This is a genomic window from Streptomyces spirodelae, assembly GCF_017676385.1.
Lineage (GTDB): Bacteria > Actinomycetota > Actinomycetes > Streptomycetales > Streptomycetaceae > Streptomyces > Streptomyces spirodelae.
The window spans coordinates 111,213-130,666 of record NZ_JAFFZN010000006.1; the positions used below are offsets into that span (position 1 = coordinate 111,213).

The window sequence follows — 19,454 nt, forward strand, 5'->3', positions numbered from 1 at the left end:
CCGCCCGGACCCACCAGCCCCGGCCCCGGCCCGCACGGGGCCGGTGGGCCCGGGGGTCCGGGCGAGAAGACCCCTGGGTGGGAAGGCTCCCCAGGTGGGAAGGCCCTGGGTGGGAAGGCTCCCCGGGCGGGCCGGGGCACCGACCCGGGGAAGGAGCAACCCGAGTGCGGCGGTCGGGTGAATCCGCGCGGTTCCGTACTGCGTTCGCAGCAGCCTGGGCAGATGCCCGGGCATGCCAGCGAAGAATTTCCCTCTCCCCAGCCGCACAGCACAGCTGCCCGTCCTGGCGCTGCTGTTGCTGCTCGGCCTCGCCGAGGCCGCACCCTCCCAGGCGCACGCCCCGCACCCGGCGGGGCAGGGGCCGGACGCCTCAGCGGCGGCGTGCTCCACACGGACCGGCCCGCAACAGCGGGAGGTCGAGAAGTATCTGGGGCTCCCGGTCGACGGCCGGCAGTCGCCGGAGGACTGCGCGGCGATCCAGCACTTCCAGGAAGAGGAAGGTGTGCTGCCCGCCGACGGCTACGCGTCCCCGGCCACCTACCGGGCCCTGTACGCGCGCTGGGCGGCGGGCCATCCCGAGGTGCTGCTCGCGGACAAGCACTGCCCGCCGACGCGCGCGCGGCTGGCCTGCCTCGATCTGACGCACCAGGTGATGTGGCTGGTCAAGAATCACAAGGTCGTCATCCGTGCGGTGCCCATCCGCAGTGGCGCGCCGGGGTACGAGACGCGCACCGGACGCTTCAAGATCCAGCGCCGGGTACGGGACGACTATTCGACCCTCTACCACCAGCCCATGCCGTTCAGCCAGTACTTCAGCGGCGGCCAGGCATTCCACGGGACGCGGGTGAACATCTACGACCCGCCCGGTTCGCACGGCTGCGTCAATATGCGCTACGAGGACGCGGAGCGCCTGTGGAACTGGATGAGGGTCGGCGACGCCGTCCGTATCTGGGGCCGCAAACCGGCGGAGTGAGCCCGGCGCTGTACGAGCATTCGCGGGCGGCGAGCACGACGCTCTCTTGACAAGAGGCGACTCAACTTTTATGCAGGATAGAGAGGCAGAGGTCTGTCTCTGCGGCAGTTCCGTGCTCGCCGCTCGCTGCGATCACTGTGTACGGCGGCAACGCAGGAGAGGAGAGTCGAGGTGGCACGCGCAGTCGGTATCGATCTCGGTACGACGAACTCCGTGGTCTCCGTGCTGGAGGGCGGCGAGCCCACGGTCGTCACCAACGCGGAAGGAGCCCGTACGACACCGTCCGTGGTGGCGTTCGCCAAGGGCGGCGAGGTGCTCGTGGGGGAGGTCGCCAAGCGGCAGGCCGTCACCAACGTGGAGCGCACGGCCCGCTCCGTGAAGCGGCACGTGGGCGAGTCGCAATGGCGCTTCCCGGCGTCCGGCACCATCGACGGCAAGCAGTACACCGCGCAGGAGATCTCCGCTCGGGTGCTGCAGAAGCTCAAGCGGGACGCGGAGGCGTTCCTCGGCGACGAGGTGACGGACGCGGTCATCACCGTGCCCGCCTACTTCAACGACTCGCAGCGCACCGCGACCAAGGAGGCGGGCGAGATCGCCGGGCTCGACGTCCTGCGGATCATCAACGAGCCCACCTCAGCCGCGCTCGCCTACGGGCTGGACAAGGAGAACGACCAGACGGTCCTCGTCTTCGACCTGGGCGGCGGGACCTTCGACGTCTCGCTGCTGGAGATCGGCGAGGGCGTGGTCGAGGTGAAGTCCACCTCCGGCGACACCCACCTCGGCGGTGACGACTGGGACCAGCGGATCGTCGACCATCTGGTCAAGCAGTTCAAGAACGGCTACGGCGTCGACCTGGCCAAGGACAAGATGGCCGTGCAGCGGCTGCGCGAGGCCGCCGAGAAGGCGAAGATCGAGCTGTCGGCGACGACCGAGACGACGATCAACCTGCCCTACATCACCGCGTCCGCCGAGGGCCCGCTCCACCTGGACGAGAAGCTCACCAGGGCCCAGTTCGAGCAGTTGACCGCGGATCTGCTCGAACGCTGCGAGGGGCCGTTCCACAGCGCGGTGCGCGACGCGGGTATCGATGTCTCCGACGTCGACCATGTGATCCTGGTCGGCGGCTCCACCCGGATGCCCGCGGTGACGGAACTGGTCAAGAACCTCACCGGTAAGGATCCGCACAAGGGCGTGAACCCGGACGAGGTGGTCGCCATCGGCGCCTCCCTGCAGGCCGGTGTGCTCAAGGGTGAGGTCAAGGACGTCCTGCTGCTGGACGTCACTCCGCTGTCCCTCGGTATCGAGACCAAGGGCGGCGTGATGACCAAGCTGATCGAGCGCAACACCACCATCCCCACCCGGCGTTCGGAGATCTTCACCACCGCCGAGGACAACCAGCCCTCGGTGAACGTGCAGGTGTTCCAGGGCGAGCGGGAGATCGCGGCGTACAACAAGAAGCTGGGCATGTTCGAGCTGACCGGGCTGCCGCCCGCCCCGCGGGGTGTGCCGCAGATCGAGGTCGCCTTCGACATCGACGCCAACGGGATCATGCACGTCTCCGCCAAGGACCAGGGGACGGGCAAGGAACAGAAGATGCAGGTCACCGGCGGCTCCAGCCTGCCCAAGGAAGATATCGACCGGATGATGCGGGAGGCCGAGCAGCACGCTGACGAGGACCGTCGGCGGCGCGAGGCCGCCGAGACCCGCAACCAGGCCGAAGCTCTCGTCCACCAGACCGAGAAGTTCCTGGCCGAGAACGCGGAAAAGGTCCCCGCCGACACCAGGTCCGAGGTCGAGGAGGCGGTCGGCGAGCTGAAGGAGAAGCTGAAGGCGGAGTCGGCCGACAGCGACAGCACCGCCGCGATCCGTGCCGCCGCTGAGCGCGTCAGCACGGTCAGCCAGAAGCTGGGGCAGGCCATGTACGCGGGTGCGCATGGCGCGCCTGGCCCGGACGGTTCGGACTCCGCCGCCGCAGGTGCCTCCGGCGCCCCCGGTGCGGAGGATGACGTCGTGGACGCCGAGATCGTCGACGACGAAAAGGACGAGAAGGGCGGCTCCAGCTGACCTGCCGGTGAGGGGGTGCCCCTGGGCACTGTTTGCGGACTGGGAGAGCAGTTCCCCACGCCGGGCACGCTTACGAGTCGACGGCAAGCCTGACGCCGAGTCCCACCAACACCGCACCCGAGACCTGTTCCATCCGGCGGCGGACGGACGGTCGTCGCAGCACGCCGCCGACCCGCCCGGCCAGGGCGACCAGCGGCACGTACCAGATCAGATCGGCCACCACCCAGATCACCGAGAAAGCGAGCAGCATCGCCAGGACCGCCACCCTCAGCTGCCGGGCCGGTGTCGCGGGGCCCGCGCGTCGAGGTGGCCGGTGGCACCGATCCCGTCGAGCCGCTCGCGCTGTGCCGGTGTCAGCTGCAGGTCCGCCGCGGCGAGGTTCTCCTCCAGGTGCTCGACCCGTCCGGTGCCGGGGATGGGCAGCATGACCGGAGAGCGGCCGAGAAGCCAGGCGAGGGCGACCTGGCTGCCGGTGGCGCCGAGTTCGGCCGCCACTGCGGCAACCTCCTCCCGTGTCTCCGAGGACCCCGACGCCACGGGCCGCCACGGCAGAAACGCGATCCCCGCCGCCTCACAGGCCGCCAGGACGGGCTCGTGCGCGCGGTCGAGCAGGTTGTAGCGGTTCTGTACGCTCGCGACCTCCACGAGCTCCCGGGCGCGGCCGAGTTCATGGACATCGACCTCGGACAGACCGATCATCCCGACCTTGCCCTCGTCCTGCAGTTCCCGCAGCGTCCCGAGCTGGTCGGCCATCGGCGTGTCCGGGTCGATGCGGTGCAGTTGCAGCAGTTCCAGCCGTTCGACGCGGAGCCGGCGCAGCGCCTGGTCGACCTGCTCGCGCAGGACGGCCGGACGGGCGTCGAGCTTCCACTCGCCCCCTGGGCCGGTGCGTGCGACACCGACCTTGGTCGTGATCAGCAAGTCGTCCGGGTAGGGGTGCAGGGCTTCGGCGAGGAGTTCCTCGTTGGCTCCTCCGCCGTACAGGTGGGCCGTGTCGATGAGCGTGACGCCCAGCTCAACCGCCCGCCGGGCGACCGCGCGGGCGGCGTCGCGCTCGGGGCCGGTTCCGGTCGGCAAGTGCATCGCTCCGAAACCGAGCCGCCCTACCTCGAGCGTTCCGCCGATGCGGAACGTGTCTGCTGCCATCGGTTCACTCTTCCCTCTCGTCGCAAATGGCGACGTTAACACCGCAGTTGCGCACCTATGGGAGAGTTCGCTGGTCAGCGGCCTGTCACTCGCACAGCGGAGGGGTGGGCCGTCGGTGGCCGGCCGCCCGGGACTCGTTATGATGACCGCCATTTGACGTGGGCCTGATAGGCCCCGGGTGTCGTGGGCCGGGGCCGGGGCGCCGAATGTCGCGGAAGGCGGAGAAGGCGATGGGGGAGGGAAGGGCGGAGCTGGGGCTGCAGCGCAAACCCACGCTCAGCCAGGGCGACCGGCTGGACGAGGCAGCCCGGACGCTCGACGGGATGGGGAAGTCCCTGGGCGGCGGCGCGCCGTGGCCCGCGTTCCCGACGTGGGTCCTGAATCCTTTCGGCGGCGCGGATTTCGGTGAGTACGGCGGGCAGCAGGCGTTCACTTCCTTCGCCCATGCGTGGCACGAGGAGATGGAGGTGCTCGCCGGGGCGCTGCGGGAGATCCACCGCAAGATCGGGGACGGCGTCAAACTGAACGTGAACACCGACCACGGCATCCGCAGCAAGCTGCACTCCATCTCGGTGTCGAAAGAGAAAGAGCGGTGACCGCGCTGGGCCGGCGGCGCAAGGGAGCGCTGGAGAAACTGCGCGGAAAGCTCGAAGCCCTCCATTTCGACGGCAAGGGCGGATTCGACGGTGACACGGACAACATCAAGCTCGCCCACCTCATCGACGAGGCGCTCGGCTTTCCCGCCCCCGACGGCTCCCCGGACACGGTCGCGGGCAAGGCCGCCGACTACCGCAGGGCCGCCACGCTGGCCGACGAGGTCCGCAGCGGCGTGCGCGCCGTGGCCACCGCGGGGCTCCCGAACACCTGGGTGGGCGAGGCCGGTTCCAAGGCGAGCGAGGTGACCAAGGCCGCCGCGCGGTCGGCGGAGCGCATGTCGGAGACGTTCGGCACGGCCGCCCGTGAGCTGGTCAGGCTGGCCGAGGGAATCGGCACCGCGCAGAGCAGACACGACTTCGGCCTGGACGCGCTGCGCGCCGCACGGAACATGCTGCCCGAGGGCGACAACGCGTTCTTCGCCAACGCCGAGGACGCCAAACGGGCCCGCAAGGCGGCGCTCGACGGCATCGGATATCTGGAGTCGGGAGTGGAGGCCGCCGAGGAGGCGGGCAAGCGGGCCGAACGGGAGCTGGACAAGCTGGCGTCCGAGGCCCGCTCCGGCAGGCTGGACACCCGGCACCTGTCGGACGCCGACCGCGTGGTGCTCACTGACGCGGCCGCACCCGGCGGGGACCCCGACGAGAACGAGATCCTCACCAATCGGGACCTGGAACGCTCCGGCGTACGTCTCAACAGCCTCAGCGCCCACGACCGGGCGGCCTACGACAAGCTGCTCGACGGCGCCAAGTCACCGCAGGAACGAGCCTATCTGGTCAAGGCGCTGGCCGCCGGCTACCCGATGTCCCGCATCCAGGACTTCGCCCACAAGATCCACCCGTACGGCGACAAGCCCGCCTGGCTCCAGAAGCATCTGACGCCCATCGTCACCCGCTCCGACGACTCGCGGCGGGAGGGCGACCAGTCGAACAAGGTGGCCTTCGACGGCCAGATGTGGGATCAGGAGGGCGACACCTGCGTGGCGCTCTCCACCGTCACCATGCATGCGCAGAGCGACCCGCTGTATGCCTTGCAGCTGACCACTGGCGGGCACCCCGGGGACCCGGACCACGACAACGCTGAGGCGTTCGAGGAGCGGCTGCGCGACGAGGAGACCAGGGTCTACGACCGGCGTGCCGAGGGCAAGGTGGGCATGAACGGCCGGGAGAGCGAGATGGTCGCCGATGACGAGATCGGAGCCCACACCGGGAGCGACTACGACGCCTTGGTCGTCGAGAGCAAGGAGTCCCGCGAGGATGTGCTGCCCAAGATCCGCGACGCGGTCAACAGCGGACAGCCGGTGCCGTTCGGCGCCCGCCGGGGCGACGAGTTCGGCCACCAGATGATGATCATCGGCCAGGAGGGGGACCAGCTCCAGATCTACAACCCCTGGGGCTTCACCACCTGGGTCAGCGAGGACGACTTCGTCAACGGCACCATGGACGGCGCGTCGAACGAGCAGTACCCCACCCCCACCGACATCCGGCTCCCCCACCCGAAGTAGGTCCCGCGCTCATGACACGTTCCCGCATCCGGCGCACCGGCCCGGCCACCGGCGCCGCCGTCGCACTGCTGCTGGCCCTCTCCGCCTGCGGCGGGGCGGACGGCACCGGCGGGGAACGCAGCGACGGCGAACCGGCCACCGCGTCGCCCGCTCCGGCCTCCTCCGGCTCGGCTTCCGCAACGCCCACGGCGTCGCCAACCCCCGACAAGGTCTTCGACAAGAAGCACACCGACGTGCGAGTCGCTCCCGGCGACACCTTCACACTGACAATGCGCATCAATCCCAGTGCCGGATACGACTGGCAACCCGTGGACCCGGAGCCCGACACCGCTGTGGTGGTCAAGACCGGCCAGCGCGAGAAGGCGGATTCCCCGGACCGGATGGGCTCCCCGGGCTCCCTCTTCCTCGACTACCGCGCCAAGGCCGAGGGCAGCGCTCAAGTGCGGCTGCGCAAGAACTGCTTCCGGTGCGACGACGAGGCCGAGAAGTCCCCGGAGCCCGACAAGAAGGGCCCCGAGGTCGTCTTCCATATCACGGTGAAGGAGTGACACCCCACATGTCACAGGAGCGGACGACCGACGCCGAACTGCGCGCCCTCGACATCCCCCTGCTGCTCCGCTACGGACTGACCCTGGGCGGCCCCCACCGCACCGCCCTCTTCGGTGACGGCGCCGTGGCGGCCGCGCTGACAGCGGAGGAACTCGGCGTGCTGCCCCGCGCGCTGGCGTTCCTCGCCGAGGTGGTACGCCGCGACGGCCTGCGGGCCGCAGTCGGACTCCCGGAGCCCCTGCCGGGCGCGGAGGCGGCCCGGACCGCCAAGGAGTGGCTGGCCACCGCCTCCTCCGTACTCGAGCCCACCGACCTGGACGCCGAGGAACAGTTCGCCCGCTGGCTCGATTCGGCAGCCACCATCCTGGCGCTCCGCCAGACCAGCACGGCTACTCCTCCGGCTCCTTAGGACTCACCTGCACGGACAGGTTGTTGTTGACCGTGTAGTACGGCCGCACCGAGTGGACGGCGCCGCCGGGGTCTGCCACTCGCCGCGACGGGTAGCGGAAGATCCGCTTCTTGTCCGGAACGTCGTCGAGTATCCGGGCGAGACGGACCGGCTTCTCGTCGTGGGAAGGACGCACCCACAGATCCCAGACCTGATCTCCGGGGACGAGGGGGCCGAAGGGCAGTTCGGCGGTGAACCCGCTGCCCGGATGGCCGTCGCCTCCCCCGTCCCCGTCGCCCTCGCCGTCGCGGGGTGCCGCACTCACTCCGGCTTCCTCCGCACTCTTCCGGCGCACCGGTACACAGACCGGCGGCACCGCCGCGTCGCGGGAACGCGCCTCCAGCTGAGCGGCCGGGGAGAGCCGCGCGCCGTAGAGCCTGCCCTCCAGCGCCATCGCACCGTCCTCCACGTGCAGCGCCCCGGCCTCGGCGTGCGGCCGGCGATGCCACGCGCGGACGGTGAGGTTGCCGTACTTGGTGGTGTAGGGGATGCGGGCGACGAGCCCGGTGTGCGTATCGACCGGCACCCGGTCGACGAGGGAGCGCAGGTCGATCACTCCGGGCAGCAGTCGCTGTGGCTCTTCGTCGGCCCAGGCGAGATAGGCGTCCCAACGCCCCTCCCGCAGCCCGGCGGTGCCGGGCAGCGTGGCGCGCAGCCTGCCACCCTCCCCTGAACGGCTGAGCGGCAGCCTGAGGCCGTCATCCGGGCCGCCGCTGTGCTGGCGCGGGCGCAGGAGCACGGCCGCGCGCTCCGGCGGATTCGGAGCAGCGGTCTGAGCGTCGTTCCGGTCGAAGAACCGTACGTCGAAGGTGAGCCCTCCGGCGCCGTCGGCCGTGCAGTCCGCGCGCGCGTGGTGGGGTCCGCCGGCGGAAGAAGCGCCACTTGCCGGGACGCTCGCCGCCGCGCCGTCCGGTGACGTGTCGTGGCTACGCCGGCTCATGCCCGCGCCCCCGCCAGGGCGTGTCCCAGTCCCAGGCGGACCCTCTCCCGGGCCGCGTACGCTCCGCCGAGAACGGTGCCGCGTGCTCGGTGCAGCGTCCCGGACGGGCGGTTGACCAACGAGGTGAGCAGATCCTCGTAGCGGGCGGCCACCTGCGCCGGATCGAACCGGGCCGACGCGGCGAGAGCGGCTCGTCCCATCCGTGCTCGGAGCTGCTCGTCGTTGATGAGGCGGAGCAGCGCCCCGGACATCGCGCTCACATCCCCTGTGGGAACGAGAAGTCCGTCCTCGCCGTCGCGGATGATCTCCCTGGGGCCGTGCGGACAGTCGGTGGCCACGACCGGAAGACCGCACCGCATCGCCTCGACGATGGTCATGCCGAAGGACTCGAGACTCGAAGTGACCGCGCAGACCGAGCCCTTCACCCATTCGGCCTCGATGGGATGTGCCGAGCCCATCAGGAAGACGTGGTTGTAGAGGCCGAGTTCGTCGACGAGGGCCCGCAGTTTGTCGTGCTCGCGGCCGTGGCCGTAGATGCGCAGGCCCCAGTCGGGACGCTCGCGCACGACCTTGCCGAAGGCGCGTATCAGCATGTCGTAACGCTTGGCGGGGGCGAGCCGGCCGGCGGCGACGACCCATTTGCCGCTGCCGTCGGTCGGGGCGACCTCCGGTTCGGGCACGCTGTTGGGAAGCCCTTCGACGCGCACGCCCGGCAGGCGCAGAGTGCTGCGGTAGTCACGGGCGTCGGCCTCGGTCACCGTGGTGACCGCGTCCAGCCGGGGATAGGTGCGACGCAGCAGCAGCTTCAACCGTGTGGAGTGCGTGGCGAGCGTGAGGTGCTCCTGCCCCAGCCGCACGGGGCCACGGCGCGTCTGCCGGGCCACGTGTACGTTGAGCCCGGGCCGTGTACCGATCACGACATCCGCCTCGGTGTGCGCGAGGTACTCACCGATCCGCCGGTCGGTCAACTCGCTGTGCTGGGAGAACTGGCCGTCGGCCGACGGGAAGACCCGGGCAGGACGGGCGTGTTCGGGATCGTCGCCTTCGTAGGTCGGCTGGTGCCGCCGCATGTCGACCAGCGATCTCAGCCGTACGCCGTTGCCCGGCTCGAAGAACGGCCTGTCCCGGTAGCGGAAGACCGATACGACCTCCACGTCGTGCTGCTCGGCGAGCGCCTGTGCCAGGTTGAACGTGGTGCGGACGGTTCCGCCCATCCCGTACGCGCTGAAGATGAGAAACGAGATGTGCATCTACCCTCATTCTCGTGCTGTGGCTTGGAAAAGATGTGCCCCCGGGCGCCGCGTCACCGCAGCGAGGGGCCGCGCCGTGCGCCGCGCTCCGTCCTCGGCGCGCGGGCCTGTCAGTCGGTGAAGGGCGCCGTGCCCGTGGTGAGGGCCCTCGTGTGTGCGGTGAGGGCCGCTGCCGCGCCGGCGGCCGGAACGGCTCGGACGGGCCGGGTGGCAAGACGTGAACGCATCGGAATGTCCCCCCTGGTGCTGGTGCGTCGGTCTACGGGATGTTCGATGCCGAGTCCCCGCCAAAAGTTCACGACATGCCCCGACTTTCTGGCGACGGGCGCAGGGCTGGGTGCCGGGGCCGATCGCTGGGGCCGGGGCCGGGGCCGGCGCTACGAAGCGGCACAAGAGGCAGCCGGGCACCACCGGGTGGGGTGGGGGCGTGGGGCAGCCGGGGCGGACACACGCCACCCGTATGAGGCTGCTGTCGATGCACGGCGCAGGTATTGCCGCACGCTCAACCGGTACTTTAGGCTCGTTCGCATCACACGGCCCTGGAACCTCAAGTGCCGTGGCACAGAACGGATTTCATAGATTCCCCAACCCGGGAGACGCCATGGAATTCCTGTCCCAGTTCACCCCCAGGGAAGCCGGGGTGCTGAACCAAGAGCCCGAGGTGTCGTTCCACGAGAACGACCTCGCTGCCGGAGCCACCGACCGCTGTCCGATCACCTACTGCGACTACACCTGCATGGGTACCGGGAACACTGGCTGACCCGGCGCGTCACCACTGATTGCGTCGGCCCCCGCGCGCGGTGGCCGACGCACCTCACGACGGCCCGAGGAGAACCCCGTCCCGAACGCCACGGCGTTCGCGGCCGGTGCCGCCTCGGGCCGTCGGTCTGTCCACGGCGAGCGCCGGCGTACGGGGCGCACGTCTGCGCGGGACCGGGACAGCCCGGGTCGTAACGATCGAGGAGCAGCAGCGTGGCCGACTGGAACGCGGCGGACGTACTCCGCCGGCTGATCGAGGACCATCGGACGTCGCACTCGCTGGCCACGGGGGCCACGTGGACCCGCGTGAGATGCGAGCCGGCGCCCCGCCTTCCCGACCACGGCTGGAAGCTCCATGTCTCTTCCCGGGTCGACGGACTCCCGAGACTGGCCGAGGCGCTCTTCCCGTACCTGCTCGCCGAGGGCTGTTCGTTCAAGGTGGCGCGCTCGGACCGTGTGCTGCGCCGGCTCAACGGCGCGGAAGTCGGCTCCGGTGCCGTGGGGAAGGCCGTCACCGTCTATCCGCGACCTGAGCGCGTACGCGACCTCGGCCGGTCCCTCGCCGAGTTGCTGCGCGGGCATCCCGGCCCGGTGGTGCCCAGCGACCGGCGGGTGGCGGATGACGCCCCCGTGTACTACCGCTACGGCCCCTTCCGTACCCACTGGCGCAGCGGCCCCTACGGCACCTTGGTGGCCGTCATCGACGGACCGGACGGCGAGGAGTTCGAGGCTGCCGCGTCCCTCGGCTACCGCCAGCCCTCCTGGGTGAGCGACCCCTTTCGTGAGGGTGAACCACCGCTTCGGGAGAGCGAACCACCGCACACCGCCGCGACGCCCACGGCGCACCGCTCGCGTCCGGACGAGGGTGCCCCGCGGTCCGGCGCCGAGGAGCTGCTGGGCGGACGGTACCGCGCCGTCGAAGGGGTGTACGAGTCGGCCCGTGGCAACGTCTACCGTGCTGTGGACACCGCGCTCCGCGCCGAAGACCCCGCACGAGAAGGCCCCGCACAAGAGGACTCCGCACGCGAACGTGACGGGCAACCGGTCGACGGGCGGGAGAACGCTCCACGAGCGAGCACCGTCATCGTCAAGACCGCCCGCGCTCACGTCAGTGAGGACCGTGACGGCAACGACGTACGGGTCAGACTGCGCAACGAACGCCGCGTCCTGACGGCCTGCGCCGGTACGCCGGGCATCCCCGTCTTCCTCGACCACTTCGCCCACGACACCGACGAATACCTCGTCACCAGCGATGTCGGCGACCTGAACCTTCTGGAGCACGTGGGGCGCAACGGCGCACTGCTCCCGGCCGGTTCCGCGACAGCGCCGGGCGACGACGAGGCCCTCGCCCGCCTGGCAAGGGAACTCGCCACCACGCTCAGGGCGCTGCACACCAGGGGTGTGGTCATGCGGGACGTGACGCCGCGCAACATCGTCCTGGACAGCACAGGGCGCGCCCACCTCATCGACTTCGGCATCTCGGCGCTCGACGGCCTCCACCTGCCGGGCGGTACGCCGGGCTACGCCCCCAGGGAACAGCTCGACCGCAGCCAGGAGCCGTCGGTGGTCGACGACCACTACGCGCTCGGCATGGTCCTCGTCTTCGCCGCCACCGGACTGCCGCCCGTCACCGGAGAGGCGTCGACCGCCCTCGCCCGGACCCGGGCGCTCCAGTGCCTCGATGCCGTCCACGCCGGGCATCGGCCGGGTCTGCTCGCCGTGGTCGGCGACCTCCTCTCACGCGAGCCGGAACGCTCCACCCGGGCGCTTGCCGATCTCGCCTCCGGGGCGTGGCGCACCCGGGCGGTGACCGTGCACCGTGTCGCGCCACCACCGGCCGCCACCGCGGACCAGGTCGCCGACCTGGCAGACCGGGTGCTGGAGGTGCTGCTGGTGGAAGCGGGGGAGTACCACCTCGGGGGAGAGGCATCCGACTTCCCCGCCGTCGACGCCAGTCTCTACACCGGCAGCGCGGGCATCGGCCTGGAGCTGCTGCACCACCGCCACCGGCCGGGCGTCCCGGACCTGCTGCGGCGGCTGGCGCGGCACGCACACCACAGCCTGGCCACGGTTCCCACCGCCGACGGCCTCTTCTCCGGGCGCACCGGCACCGAGGTGTTCCTCGCCGCCGCCCGCCGCGCCGGAGTCGAGGTCCCGCCCGAGCCCGTGCTGCCCGCCGTCACCCGCAGCCCGGCGCCTCCCTCGGCGGAGGCCCCGGAGGTACTGAAAGCCGTCGACTTCGACGTCGTCTCCGGTCACGCGGGCGTCGGAATGGGCAGGCTTCTCCTGGCCGACCTAGGTGAGACGGGGGCCCTGGGGGACGCGGCCTCGCTTGCCGAACCGTTGCTGGCGCGGGAGGAATTGGCCGTCCTGCCCGCCCGTCTGGCCGACGATTTGGGGAAGGAGACCGCCTTCGGCTACGCGCACGGGTATCTGGGCATCACCGACTTCCTCCTCCTGCTCGCCGCCCGCACCGCGGACCAGGAGCTGCTGCGGACCGGCAGGCGGCGGGCCGACCAACTGGCCGGTCTCGTCCCCGACCTGGTGGCTGCCGCCAACGCGCCCACCGCCTCCCAAATGGCGGTCTCCTGGTGCCGTGGTCTCGGCGGCCTCGCGCGGGTGCTGCGCCACGCCTGGCTGATCTTCGACGAGCCCGCATTCCGGCGAGCCGCCGAGACCGCCACCAGGGGCTGCCTGACCTGGAGCACCAGGCTCAGCACACTCGGCCAGTGCTGCGGCACGGCCGGTCTGGGCTCGGCGCTGCTGGACCTGGCCGTGGACTGCGGGGACGACCAGTACCTCGACGCCGCCCACGAGGCGGCCCGCCATCTGCTCCGCCGTAGCCACGGCCCCGACGACGCGCCTGCCCTTGTCGCCAACAACCTCACCAAGGAGGCCCCCTACTCCTGGGCACAGGGCTACGCCGGCATCCTGACCTTCCTGCGGCGGTTGCGCGAGCCGGGCAGCCGCGACCTGCTGCCGGAGCCCACAGCACGGACGGCGGCACCGCACGAGATGGCCGTCACCGGCTGACTCTGCCGCCGGCGCGCCGAGTGAGCACCTCGGCCGAGCCGCCCGGCTCCGCCGCGACCGGCCACGGGTTGTGCGGCAGCGAGCGCCGCCCTCCCCCCCCGGGTCGGGGAGAGAGCGGGGCCGTGCGTGCGGTCAGCAGTTGAACGTCGTCACCATGACGAGCGGCTTCGTGCCGTCGCTGCCCGCGATGTAGGCGATGGCCCACTTGTAGATCAGTGCTTCACGGAAGTCGTCCGATCCGGCGCCTGGGCGGACGACGGTGCTCTCAGCGCGTGGATCGGGCAGCCTCTCGGAGATGACTTGGCGCATGTCGTATTCCTCGTGATACCGCTCCCGCACCTGTTCCTGGGCCGTCTCGGTGAAGCGGATGCGGTAGCCGCTGCCGGCTTCGCCGTCGAGTCGCAATGCCTCACGCGCATCCGGACTGCGCTGAAGGACGGCGTCGCGCTGACGCAACAGCTCTCCGGTGTGGCGCTCCTGCTCGGTGACGGGGCCGAGGGCGGTCAGCGTCCTGGAGTGGTGGTCCCAGAAGTCGAGGGTCAACTCCAGTGGCGAGCCGGTCAGTCCCGAGATGCTTCTGTCGTACTCCTTGTGCCAGCGTTCGGGCAGCGCGGCGCGGATCTGTTCGGGGGTCGGGCCCATGGTGATCCTTTCTGCACGGACAGGAAGCTGTACGAGGACTCGACGGGGCGGGTGAACCGGCCCCGTCCGGCGGAGTGCTGGCAGGTGGCGCTCTTGCCGCCGGTCATCTGATCGCACCGTCATCCTCGGCAGGCACACACTCCGCAAACCGGGGTCGAGGTCAAACACCTCGATCGGGTGACAACGGGAACGGTGGGGCCCTCTACCGCTCGGCCGCGGGCTCGGGCCATCCTGATCTCCCGCACGCTCCGCGTGTCCCGAACTACGGTGCGTGACCCGAGCACCCGAACCCGACAACTCCCCAACGGCGTAGGTGAGGATTCTCTGTGGCCACAGGCGAGACAACCGGCGAGGCGCCCCTGCGTGCTGGAAGGGTGGTGATGCGCGGCTCCCATACGTGGGTTCCGCCGGAGATCATTCGCGGCGGGGTCACCTGCCTCGCCTCTGCCGACGAGAACTGGAACATCGCGGTACGGCACGGACGGGTCGTCGAGTGGGACACGAGCAAGGTCATCCACTGGTTCCCTGACGAGCACCAGGGGAGCATCGTGGCGGTCACAGCAGGCGGTTCGGATCTGGCCGCCGCGCTGAGCAGCACCGGCGAGGTGATCGCGTGGGGGCGGGCAGGGCTTCCCGAGATGGTCGACTCGTCCATGCCGCAGGGCGTGAGGAACGGCAAAGCGTCGGCGATCGCGGCCGGTCCTGACCACCTGGTGGCCATCGTCGCGGGCTCCGTGTACCGGTGGGGCGACTGGGAAAGCCAAGGCAGAGTCCATGTTGTGTTCGCGGCGACCGAGGGCGAAGCCGCCGTCGAGGTCGCGACGGGCCAGGACCACACGCTGGTCCGAACGTCGAAGAACCGCCTGGTGAGCTGGCAGAAGGACGCCGGCGACGCGGTGTTGCGACCGCCGCAGGAGGTCCTCGCGGCCAAGGTGAGCGCGGTCTCGGCGTTCGGGCGGCTCGGCATGGCCCTGACCGAGGGCGGCCACGCGTACTCCTGGGGCTTCGGCATTTCCACTGTCCGGAACCGGCCACTCTGCATCAGCGAGCCCAAGGTTTCAGCGATCGCAGCCGGGCACTACGCGTTCCTTGAGAAAGCGGATTCCCCGCTGTGCCTGGCCGGGGACACGCCGGGCGGTGACCCCGACGATGTGAACGCGGTCTTCCCCGGCGCCTCCGTGGTCACCGGCAAGCCGTACGTCCTGAAGAGGGTCGGCTTCGGGACTCCGGTGCTACGGCTGTCCGGCGGCGGGTCCCCCTCCGTGCTGGCGCTCGCCCCGGCGACGGACGCGGAGCTCACGCTCCAAGAGGCGTACGCCTTCCCCGCCGCGGTCCAGCGGGGCAGCGACCTGGGCTTCCAGTGGCGGGTGGACAACGGCGGCCCGGCCAGAGCCACCGGCATCCAGGTGACGGTGCATCTGCCGCCCGAGGTGACCCTGCACCCCAAGCACCAGGATGCGGTGCACCGGGGCGCGATCACCGATCTCGGCGGCGGCACGTACAGGTTCCGCACGGACGACCTGGAACCCGAGGAGGACGGCTGGACCGTCCCGCTGATGACCAAGGTGGCCGCCGGCGCCGCGGGCAGGATCACCGCCACCGCCGACGTCACGGCGGGCAACATCTCCGACCCTGCGCCGCCCCTGAGCATCTCCGCGGACGTCATGGCCGAAGGCGACAAGTGGGACTCCTCCGACGACTCCGACCTGTGGAAACTGATCGGCCAACTGCCCGCCCTGCTGGTCTTCCTCGGCCTGCCCGGCGGCGGCCCCTCGTCGCAGCCGAGCAACAGCAAGCCCGAACGCAACAAGAACAAGAAGGACAAGAAGAACAAGCTCACCACCCTCCAGCTCGACGCGAGTGCGAACGTGTCCGAACCGGCCGCCGGTACCGACTTGGTGATGACCTGGACTCTCAAGAACACCGGCCGGAAGAACGAGGCCGAGTCGCCGTCCGTGACCATCACCGTGCCCACCGGGCTGACGGTCACCAACGCCGAGCCGGCAAAGGGAACGGTCAAGGGAACCGCTGAGGGAGGGGCCAGGGGAGCGGCCAAGGTACTCGGCAAACGGAGTGTCCTCTTCCGCCCCGGGTCGCTGGGTACCGGCAAGGAAGTCGAGGTCGAGATCACCGCCAGGGTGGCGGATGACCCGCCGGCATCCGTAAAGGCAGTCGGCACTGCGGCCGCGTACAACGCCGCCCCGACCGGTCACACACTCACGGTCACGCCCCGCCGCAAGGTGGCGCTGCACCTGCCCCAGGGCAAAGCCACGCCCTGGAAGGTCCAGCCCGGCAAGGACATCTCCTTCGCGTGGTCACTCACCAACCACGGCCCCTCCGTCGCGCGGAACACCGAACTGAGGGTGACCGTGCCGAAGGGCTTGGGAAACGTCACCGTCACCGCGGACGGCGAGCCGCTGACGATCACAGAGGAGAACAACAACCAGCTGGTCGCGAAGGTGTCCGACCTGAAGAAGGACGCCACCGTCGAGCTGGCCGTGAAGGGCAGGACGAGCAAGAACGCGACCAGTGACCTCACCACCGCCGTCGAGATCACCGCCGACGACGCCGGTAACGGTGTACGGGACAGCGTCACCGCTGCGCTGCAGACCGTCCTGGAGGTGGCGGGAAAGGTCGTCGGCAAGGCTGCCGCCGGCGCGTACGCCACCTACATGTGGACGGTCCGCAACGCCACCGACGTAGCGGCCACCGACGTCCGGCTGCGGATGGCGGCGCCACCCTCGGGTCAGGCGCGGCTCGAAACCTCCGCGCCGCCCGCCACCTCGACGGACGGGTGGGTGTCCTGGGAACTGGGTACCGTGCAGGGCAAGTCGTCCACTCACGCGATCGCCTGCTTCCTGATCTCCCCCGACCAGAGCGGCAGGCAACTGGGCCCCACCGCAGCCAGGGTCGAAGCCGCCAACGCGGATGAGGTCTCCGTCAAGGACGAGCCCCGGGCCGACATCGCGGAGAACGCGACACTGATCGTGCGGCCCCTCGACTACGGTCAGGTCGCGGTCGGTATCGGAGAGGCGGCGGACTTCACTTGGAGCCTGCGGAACGAAGGGGCGGACGCCACCGACGTCACGGTCACGGTCCGTCCGCCCGCGGAGTTGACCGGGGCCAGGGTCGCTCTCGGGGGCGGCGTCGACGGCACGGTTGACGGAGACACCGTGAAGTACGCCCGGGTGAGGTCCGGCGAGGAGTGCGAGATCCGGCTCACCGGCACGCTCGACGCGCCCCGGCCGGGAGCCTGCACGGCCCACGCCGAGGTGACATACCAGGGCAGGGCCGTCTCCAGCGTCGCCTGCACCCGCATGGCGATCTCCGATGCGAGCCTGACCGTGACCGCGGCGAAGCGCAACCCGGCCACCGTGGAAGCGGGCTCGTCGGCCATCCTGCGATGGACGGTCTCCCGGGCCGGCCGTGGGCCGCTGCAGAGCACCTACGTCGTGATCGACGTCCCCGACAAGATCGAGGTCACGGCCGTCGTCGTGGACGGCCACGCGGTACCGATACGCCACGGCAGGCAAGTGGCCCCCATCGACCCCGAGTCGACCGAGCCCGTCACCGTCCTGATCTCCGTGGAGACCGCCGACGACCTCCGCGAAGGGCCCGTCTCCTTCACGGCCACTCCGGTGTGGGAGGGAGCACCCGCCAGGGTGTCCACGGCACCGGTGACGGTGACCGTCGTCCGCACCGCCGTGGTCGACCTCCGGGTGCAGCCCTCCATCCCGGACCCGGCCATCGCGGGGCGGGACACCCAACTGGTCTGGGAGGTCGAGAACATCGGCCCGTCGAGCTCTTCCGACCTGGTGCTCACCCTTCCCGCCGTCGACGGATGCCACCTGCTGAGCGCCACCGTCGGCACGCGCCCTGCCGTATGCCACCCGCCCCAGGAGGAGGCGGAGAAGGGGGCGCTCAACAGCGAGCCGAAGGCGTGGACGATCGAGGTGGGTGCGCTCGGCTCCGGCGAGCGCACCCAGGTGGCAGCCAAGATCGCCGTGGCGGCCGACGCCGCCGCCGGCCACCGTTCGGTCACCGCCGCCCTCAGCGGAAAGGACCCGGCGGTTTCCAGCGGCGCTCGGGGCCCCCTCGTCGTCAAGCGGATGGCCCAGGTCACAGCGACCCCGACCAGCGTTCCCGCCTCGTGCAGAGCCGGCGACCAGGTGCCCTACGTCTGGACCCTGGAAAACGACGGCCCCTCGATCGCCTCGGTGGTCTTCACCGTGACCGTCCGCGGCGAGAAGACCAAGGTCACCATCCCGCCCGCGCAGGCGGGCGGCGCCACCGTCACCACCAGCCCCGCAGCCACCGAACTCACCTGGACGCTCACCACGCCCCTGGAGCCCCACGACTCCAAGCCGCTCCCCTTCATCGCCCAGACCGACTCCACCACCGGCCAGCTTGTCGTCACCACCCAGCTCACCGTGAACCAGCAACCGGTCACACGGCCCGACGCCTTCTACACGAAGGTCACCCCGCCGCCCGCGAACCCTTAGCCGGCTCCCGGCCGGTGCCGGTCCACCGGGGAACGGCGGCGCGGCGGGGCCGTGCGGAGGGCAGGCGGCGGTGCAGAGCGCGAGGGCTCCGCCGCCCGCCCGCCGAACCCCCGGACACGTCCGCGGCTGGGCGTTTCACATGGGTGCCTCTGCGAACTCACCTATTCGACATACCGCACACAGCGCGTCGGCAAAGAAGTACCCATGCAACGCTGGCAAATCGCGTTTGTCCGGGGCATGATCCTCTTGACCACCCGACGGGTTGGCCGCTCGGGGAGCTGTGAGAAGGAGTGTGGGGGGCGTATGTCCCGTATCAAGCGTGTTCTGACCGTGGCGGTCGGCGCCGCCGCCTGTGTCGCCCTGGCACAGGCCCCGGCGAACGCCGTCGGGTCCTGGCACATCGCGGACGCGTCGAACGGCCGCGGAACCGGGGGATTCAACAGCATCGACAACAACAAGTTCCGGATCGCGGACACCAAGAAGGACGGCTACGGCATGGTGCTCCGCATCAAGCTCCCCGGCCGCTCCGAGATCACGTCGTGCGACGACCGGAACGGTTCGAACAACGGGTTCGAGTACTGCAGGATCAGCAACATCCCGCGCAACACCGAGGTCAAGTTCAAGGCCTGCGCGAAGGACTTCAGCGGCGGGCTCCCGGGGTGGATCGACTGCTCCTACTGGATCAAGGACTACACCAGGTAAGAAACGGACGGGCGGGTGACGGTACCCAACGCCAGGTCCCGCCACCCGCCCGCGAGTCACGGCCTGCCGCCGCGTGTGCGTATGGGTACTGTGGGCGGGGGAGCGGGCTGTTGCTCCACGGGTTGCGGCGTTGACGGGGGAGTTGCTGCCTGCAGCCCAGTAGCCGGGGTCGGTGAAATGCCAGCGGGGCACTTCCGCTCGCCAACAGCACCTACCGAGGTGGTCGCGGACTGGGTGCTGCTGCCGGCGTCGTTGTAGATCAGCGCCGAGGCGTTCTGTGGCAGTGGC

General features: G+C 70.4%; 15 protein-coding genes. 10 read left to right on the forward strand and 5 right to left on the reverse strand.

Annotation, left to right across the window (positions count from 1 at the left end; translation table 11 throughout):
* The first annotated feature begins 232 nt into the window (after window positions 1-232).
* Window positions 233-973 carry a L,D-transpeptidase family protein gene (locus JW592_RS09235; protein ID WP_209264455.1) on the forward strand — a complete coding sequence of 247 codons (741 nt, stop codon included), beginning with the start codon at window positions 233-235 and terminating at the stop codon, window positions 971-973.
* Between the two features lie 171 nt (window positions 974-1,144).
* Window positions 1,145-3,037 (forward strand): molecular chaperone DnaK, encoded by a 1,893-nt coding sequence (gene dnaK / locus JW592_RS09240; protein WP_209264456.1) that lies wholly within the window; start codon window positions 1,145-1,147, stop codon window positions 3,035-3,037.
* 70 nt (window positions 3,038-3,107) lie between these two features.
* Here the strand turns inward: dnaK and JW592_RS09245 are convergent, their stop codons facing one another.
* Both JW592_RS09245 and JW592_RS09250 read right to left on the reverse strand, forming a co-directional pair.
* Window positions 3,108-3,287 carry a LysE family transporter gene (locus JW592_RS09245; RefSeq protein WP_229375475.1) on the reverse strand — a complete coding sequence of 60 codons (180 nt, stop codon included), beginning with the start codon at window positions 3,285-3,287 and terminating at the stop codon, window positions 3,108-3,110.
* Window positions 3,288-3,304: 17 nt separating this feature from the next.
* A complete protein-coding gene (locus JW592_RS09250) occupies window positions 3,305-4,183 on the reverse strand; it encodes an aldo/keto reductase (protein ID WP_209264457.1) in 879 nt (292 codons plus the stop codon).
* A 230-nt stretch (window positions 4,184-4,413) separates the two neighbouring features.
* Here JW592_RS09250 and JW592_RS09255 point away from each other — a divergent pair, with 230 nt between their 5' ends.
* From JW592_RS09255 to JW592_RS09270, 4 genes are read left to right on the forward strand one after another with little or no spacing between them, the layout of a single operon-like run.
* Window positions 4,414-4,779: a hypothetical protein gene (locus tag JW592_RS09255; RefSeq protein WP_209264458.1), complete on the forward strand. Its 366-nt coding sequence runs from the start codon at window positions 4,414-4,416 to the stop codon at window positions 4,777-4,779.
* Window positions 4,776-6,341 carry a peptidoglycan-binding protein gene (locus JW592_RS09260; protein WP_209264459.1) on the forward strand — a complete coding sequence of 522 codons (1,566 nt, stop codon included), beginning with the start codon at window positions 4,776-4,778 and terminating at the stop codon, window positions 6,339-6,341. Before JW592_RS09255 ends, JW592_RS09260 begins: the two co-directional genes overlap by 4 nt.
* Before the next feature lie 11 nt (window positions 6,342-6,352).
* Window positions 6,353-6,889, forward strand: coding sequence for a protease inhibitor I42 family protein (locus tag JW592_RS09265; RefSeq protein WP_209264460.1), 537 nt, complete (start codon window positions 6,353-6,355; stop codon window positions 6,887-6,889).
* A gap of 8 nt (window positions 6,890-6,897) precedes the next feature.
* Entirely contained in the window at window positions 6,898-7,299 is a 402-nt protein-coding gene (locus JW592_RS09270; protein WP_209264461.1) for a hypothetical protein, read from the forward strand.
* On the opposite strand, the gene JW592_RS09275 is transcribed toward JW592_RS09270, so the two are convergent.
* Together JW592_RS09275 and JW592_RS09280 are read right to left on the reverse strand one after the other, a co-directional pair.
* A complete protein-coding gene (locus JW592_RS09275) occupies window positions 7,280-8,278 on the reverse strand; it encodes a hypothetical protein (RefSeq protein WP_209264462.1) in 999 nt (332 codons plus the stop codon). The two genes, JW592_RS09270 and JW592_RS09275, sit on opposite strands and share 20 nt — an antisense overlap.
* The gene (locus JW592_RS09280) at window positions 8,275-9,528 is read right to left on the reverse strand and encodes a glycosyltransferase family 4 protein (RefSeq protein ID WP_209264463.1); all 1,254 of its coding nucleotides are present in this window, start codon (window positions 9,526-9,528) and stop codon (window positions 8,275-8,277) included. The genes JW592_RS09275 and JW592_RS09280 overlap by 4 nt, the downstream gene beginning before the upstream one ends.
* A 601-nt stretch (window positions 9,529-10,129) precedes the next feature.
* On the opposite strand from JW592_RS09280, the gene JW592_RS09285 reads away from it, so the two are divergent.
* Both JW592_RS09285 and JW592_RS09290 read left to right on the forward strand, forming a co-directional pair.
* Window positions 10,130-10,288: a hypothetical protein gene (locus tag JW592_RS09285; RefSeq protein ID WP_209264464.1), complete on the forward strand. Its 159-nt coding sequence runs from the start codon at window positions 10,130-10,132 to the stop codon at window positions 10,286-10,288.
* 212 nt (window positions 10,289-10,500) lie between these two features.
* Window positions 10,501-13,320 (forward strand): class III lanthionine synthetase LanKC N-terminal domain-containing protein, encoded by a 2,820-nt coding sequence (locus tag JW592_RS09290; protein ID WP_209264465.1) that lies wholly within the window; start codon window positions 10,501-10,503, stop codon window positions 13,318-13,320.
* Between the two features lie 132 nt (window positions 13,321-13,452).
* Here JW592_RS09290 and JW592_RS09295 read toward each other — a convergent pair whose 3' ends face one another.
* Window positions 13,453-13,962, reverse strand: coding sequence for a hypothetical protein (locus JW592_RS09295; RefSeq protein ID WP_209264466.1), 510 nt, complete (start codon window positions 13,960-13,962; stop codon window positions 13,453-13,455).
* Between the two features lie 326 nt (window positions 13,963-14,288).
* On the opposite strand from JW592_RS09295, the gene JW592_RS09300 reads away from it, so the two are divergent.
* Window positions 14,289-18,464 (forward strand): DUF11 domain-containing protein, encoded by a 4,176-nt coding sequence (locus tag JW592_RS09300; protein WP_209264467.1) that lies wholly within the window; start codon window positions 14,289-14,291, stop codon window positions 18,462-18,464.
* Window positions 18,465-18,767: 303 nt separating this feature from the next.
* On the forward strand, window positions 18,768-19,166 hold the full coding sequence (locus JW592_RS09305; protein WP_209264468.1) for a hypothetical protein: 399 nt from the start codon (window positions 18,768-18,770) through the stop codon (window positions 19,164-19,166).
* Window positions 19,167-19,454: the final 288 nt, after the last annotated feature.

Coding starts and splice junctions, on each gene's coding strand:
- JW592_RS09255 (WP_209264458.1), top strand. CDS start 4,414: ATGGGGGAGGGAAGGGCGGAGCTGGGGCTGCAGCGCAAACCCACGCTC.
- JW592_RS09235 (WP_209264455.1), top strand. CDS start 233: ATGCCAGCGAAGAATTTCCCTCTCCCCAGCCGCACAGCACAGCTGCCC.
- JW592_RS09275 (WP_209264462.1), bottom strand. CDS start 8,278: ATGAGCCGGCGTAGCCACGACACGTCACCGGACGGCGCGGCGGCGAGC.
- JW592_RS09295 (WP_209264466.1), bottom strand. CDS start 13,962: ATGGGCCCGACCCCCGAACAGATCCGCGCCGCGCTGCCCGAACGCTGG.
- JW592_RS09245 (WP_229375475.1), bottom strand. CDS start 3,287: ATGCTGCTCGCTTTCTCGGTGATCTGGGTGGTGGCCGATCTGATCTGG.
- JW592_RS09265 (WP_209264460.1), top strand. CDS start 6,353: ATGACACGTTCCCGCATCCGGCGCACCGGCCCGGCCACCGGCGCCGCC.
- JW592_RS09305 (WP_209264468.1), top strand. CDS start 18,768: ATGTCCCGTATCAAGCGTGTTCTGACCGTGGCGGTCGGCGCCGCCGCC.
- JW592_RS09270 (WP_209264461.1), top strand. CDS start 6,898: ATGTCACAGGAGCGGACGACCGACGCCGAACTGCGCGCCCTCGACATC.
- JW592_RS09285 (WP_209264464.1), top strand. CDS start 10,130: ATGGAATTCCTGTCCCAGTTCACCCCCAGGGAAGCCGGGGTGCTGAAC.
- JW592_RS09280 (WP_209264463.1), bottom strand. CDS start 9,528: ATGCACATCTCGTTTCTCATCTTCAGCGCGTACGGGATGGGCGGAACC.
- JW592_RS09250 (WP_209264457.1), bottom strand. CDS start 4,183: ATGGCAGCAGACACGTTCCGCATCGGCGGAACGCTCGAGGTAGGGCGG.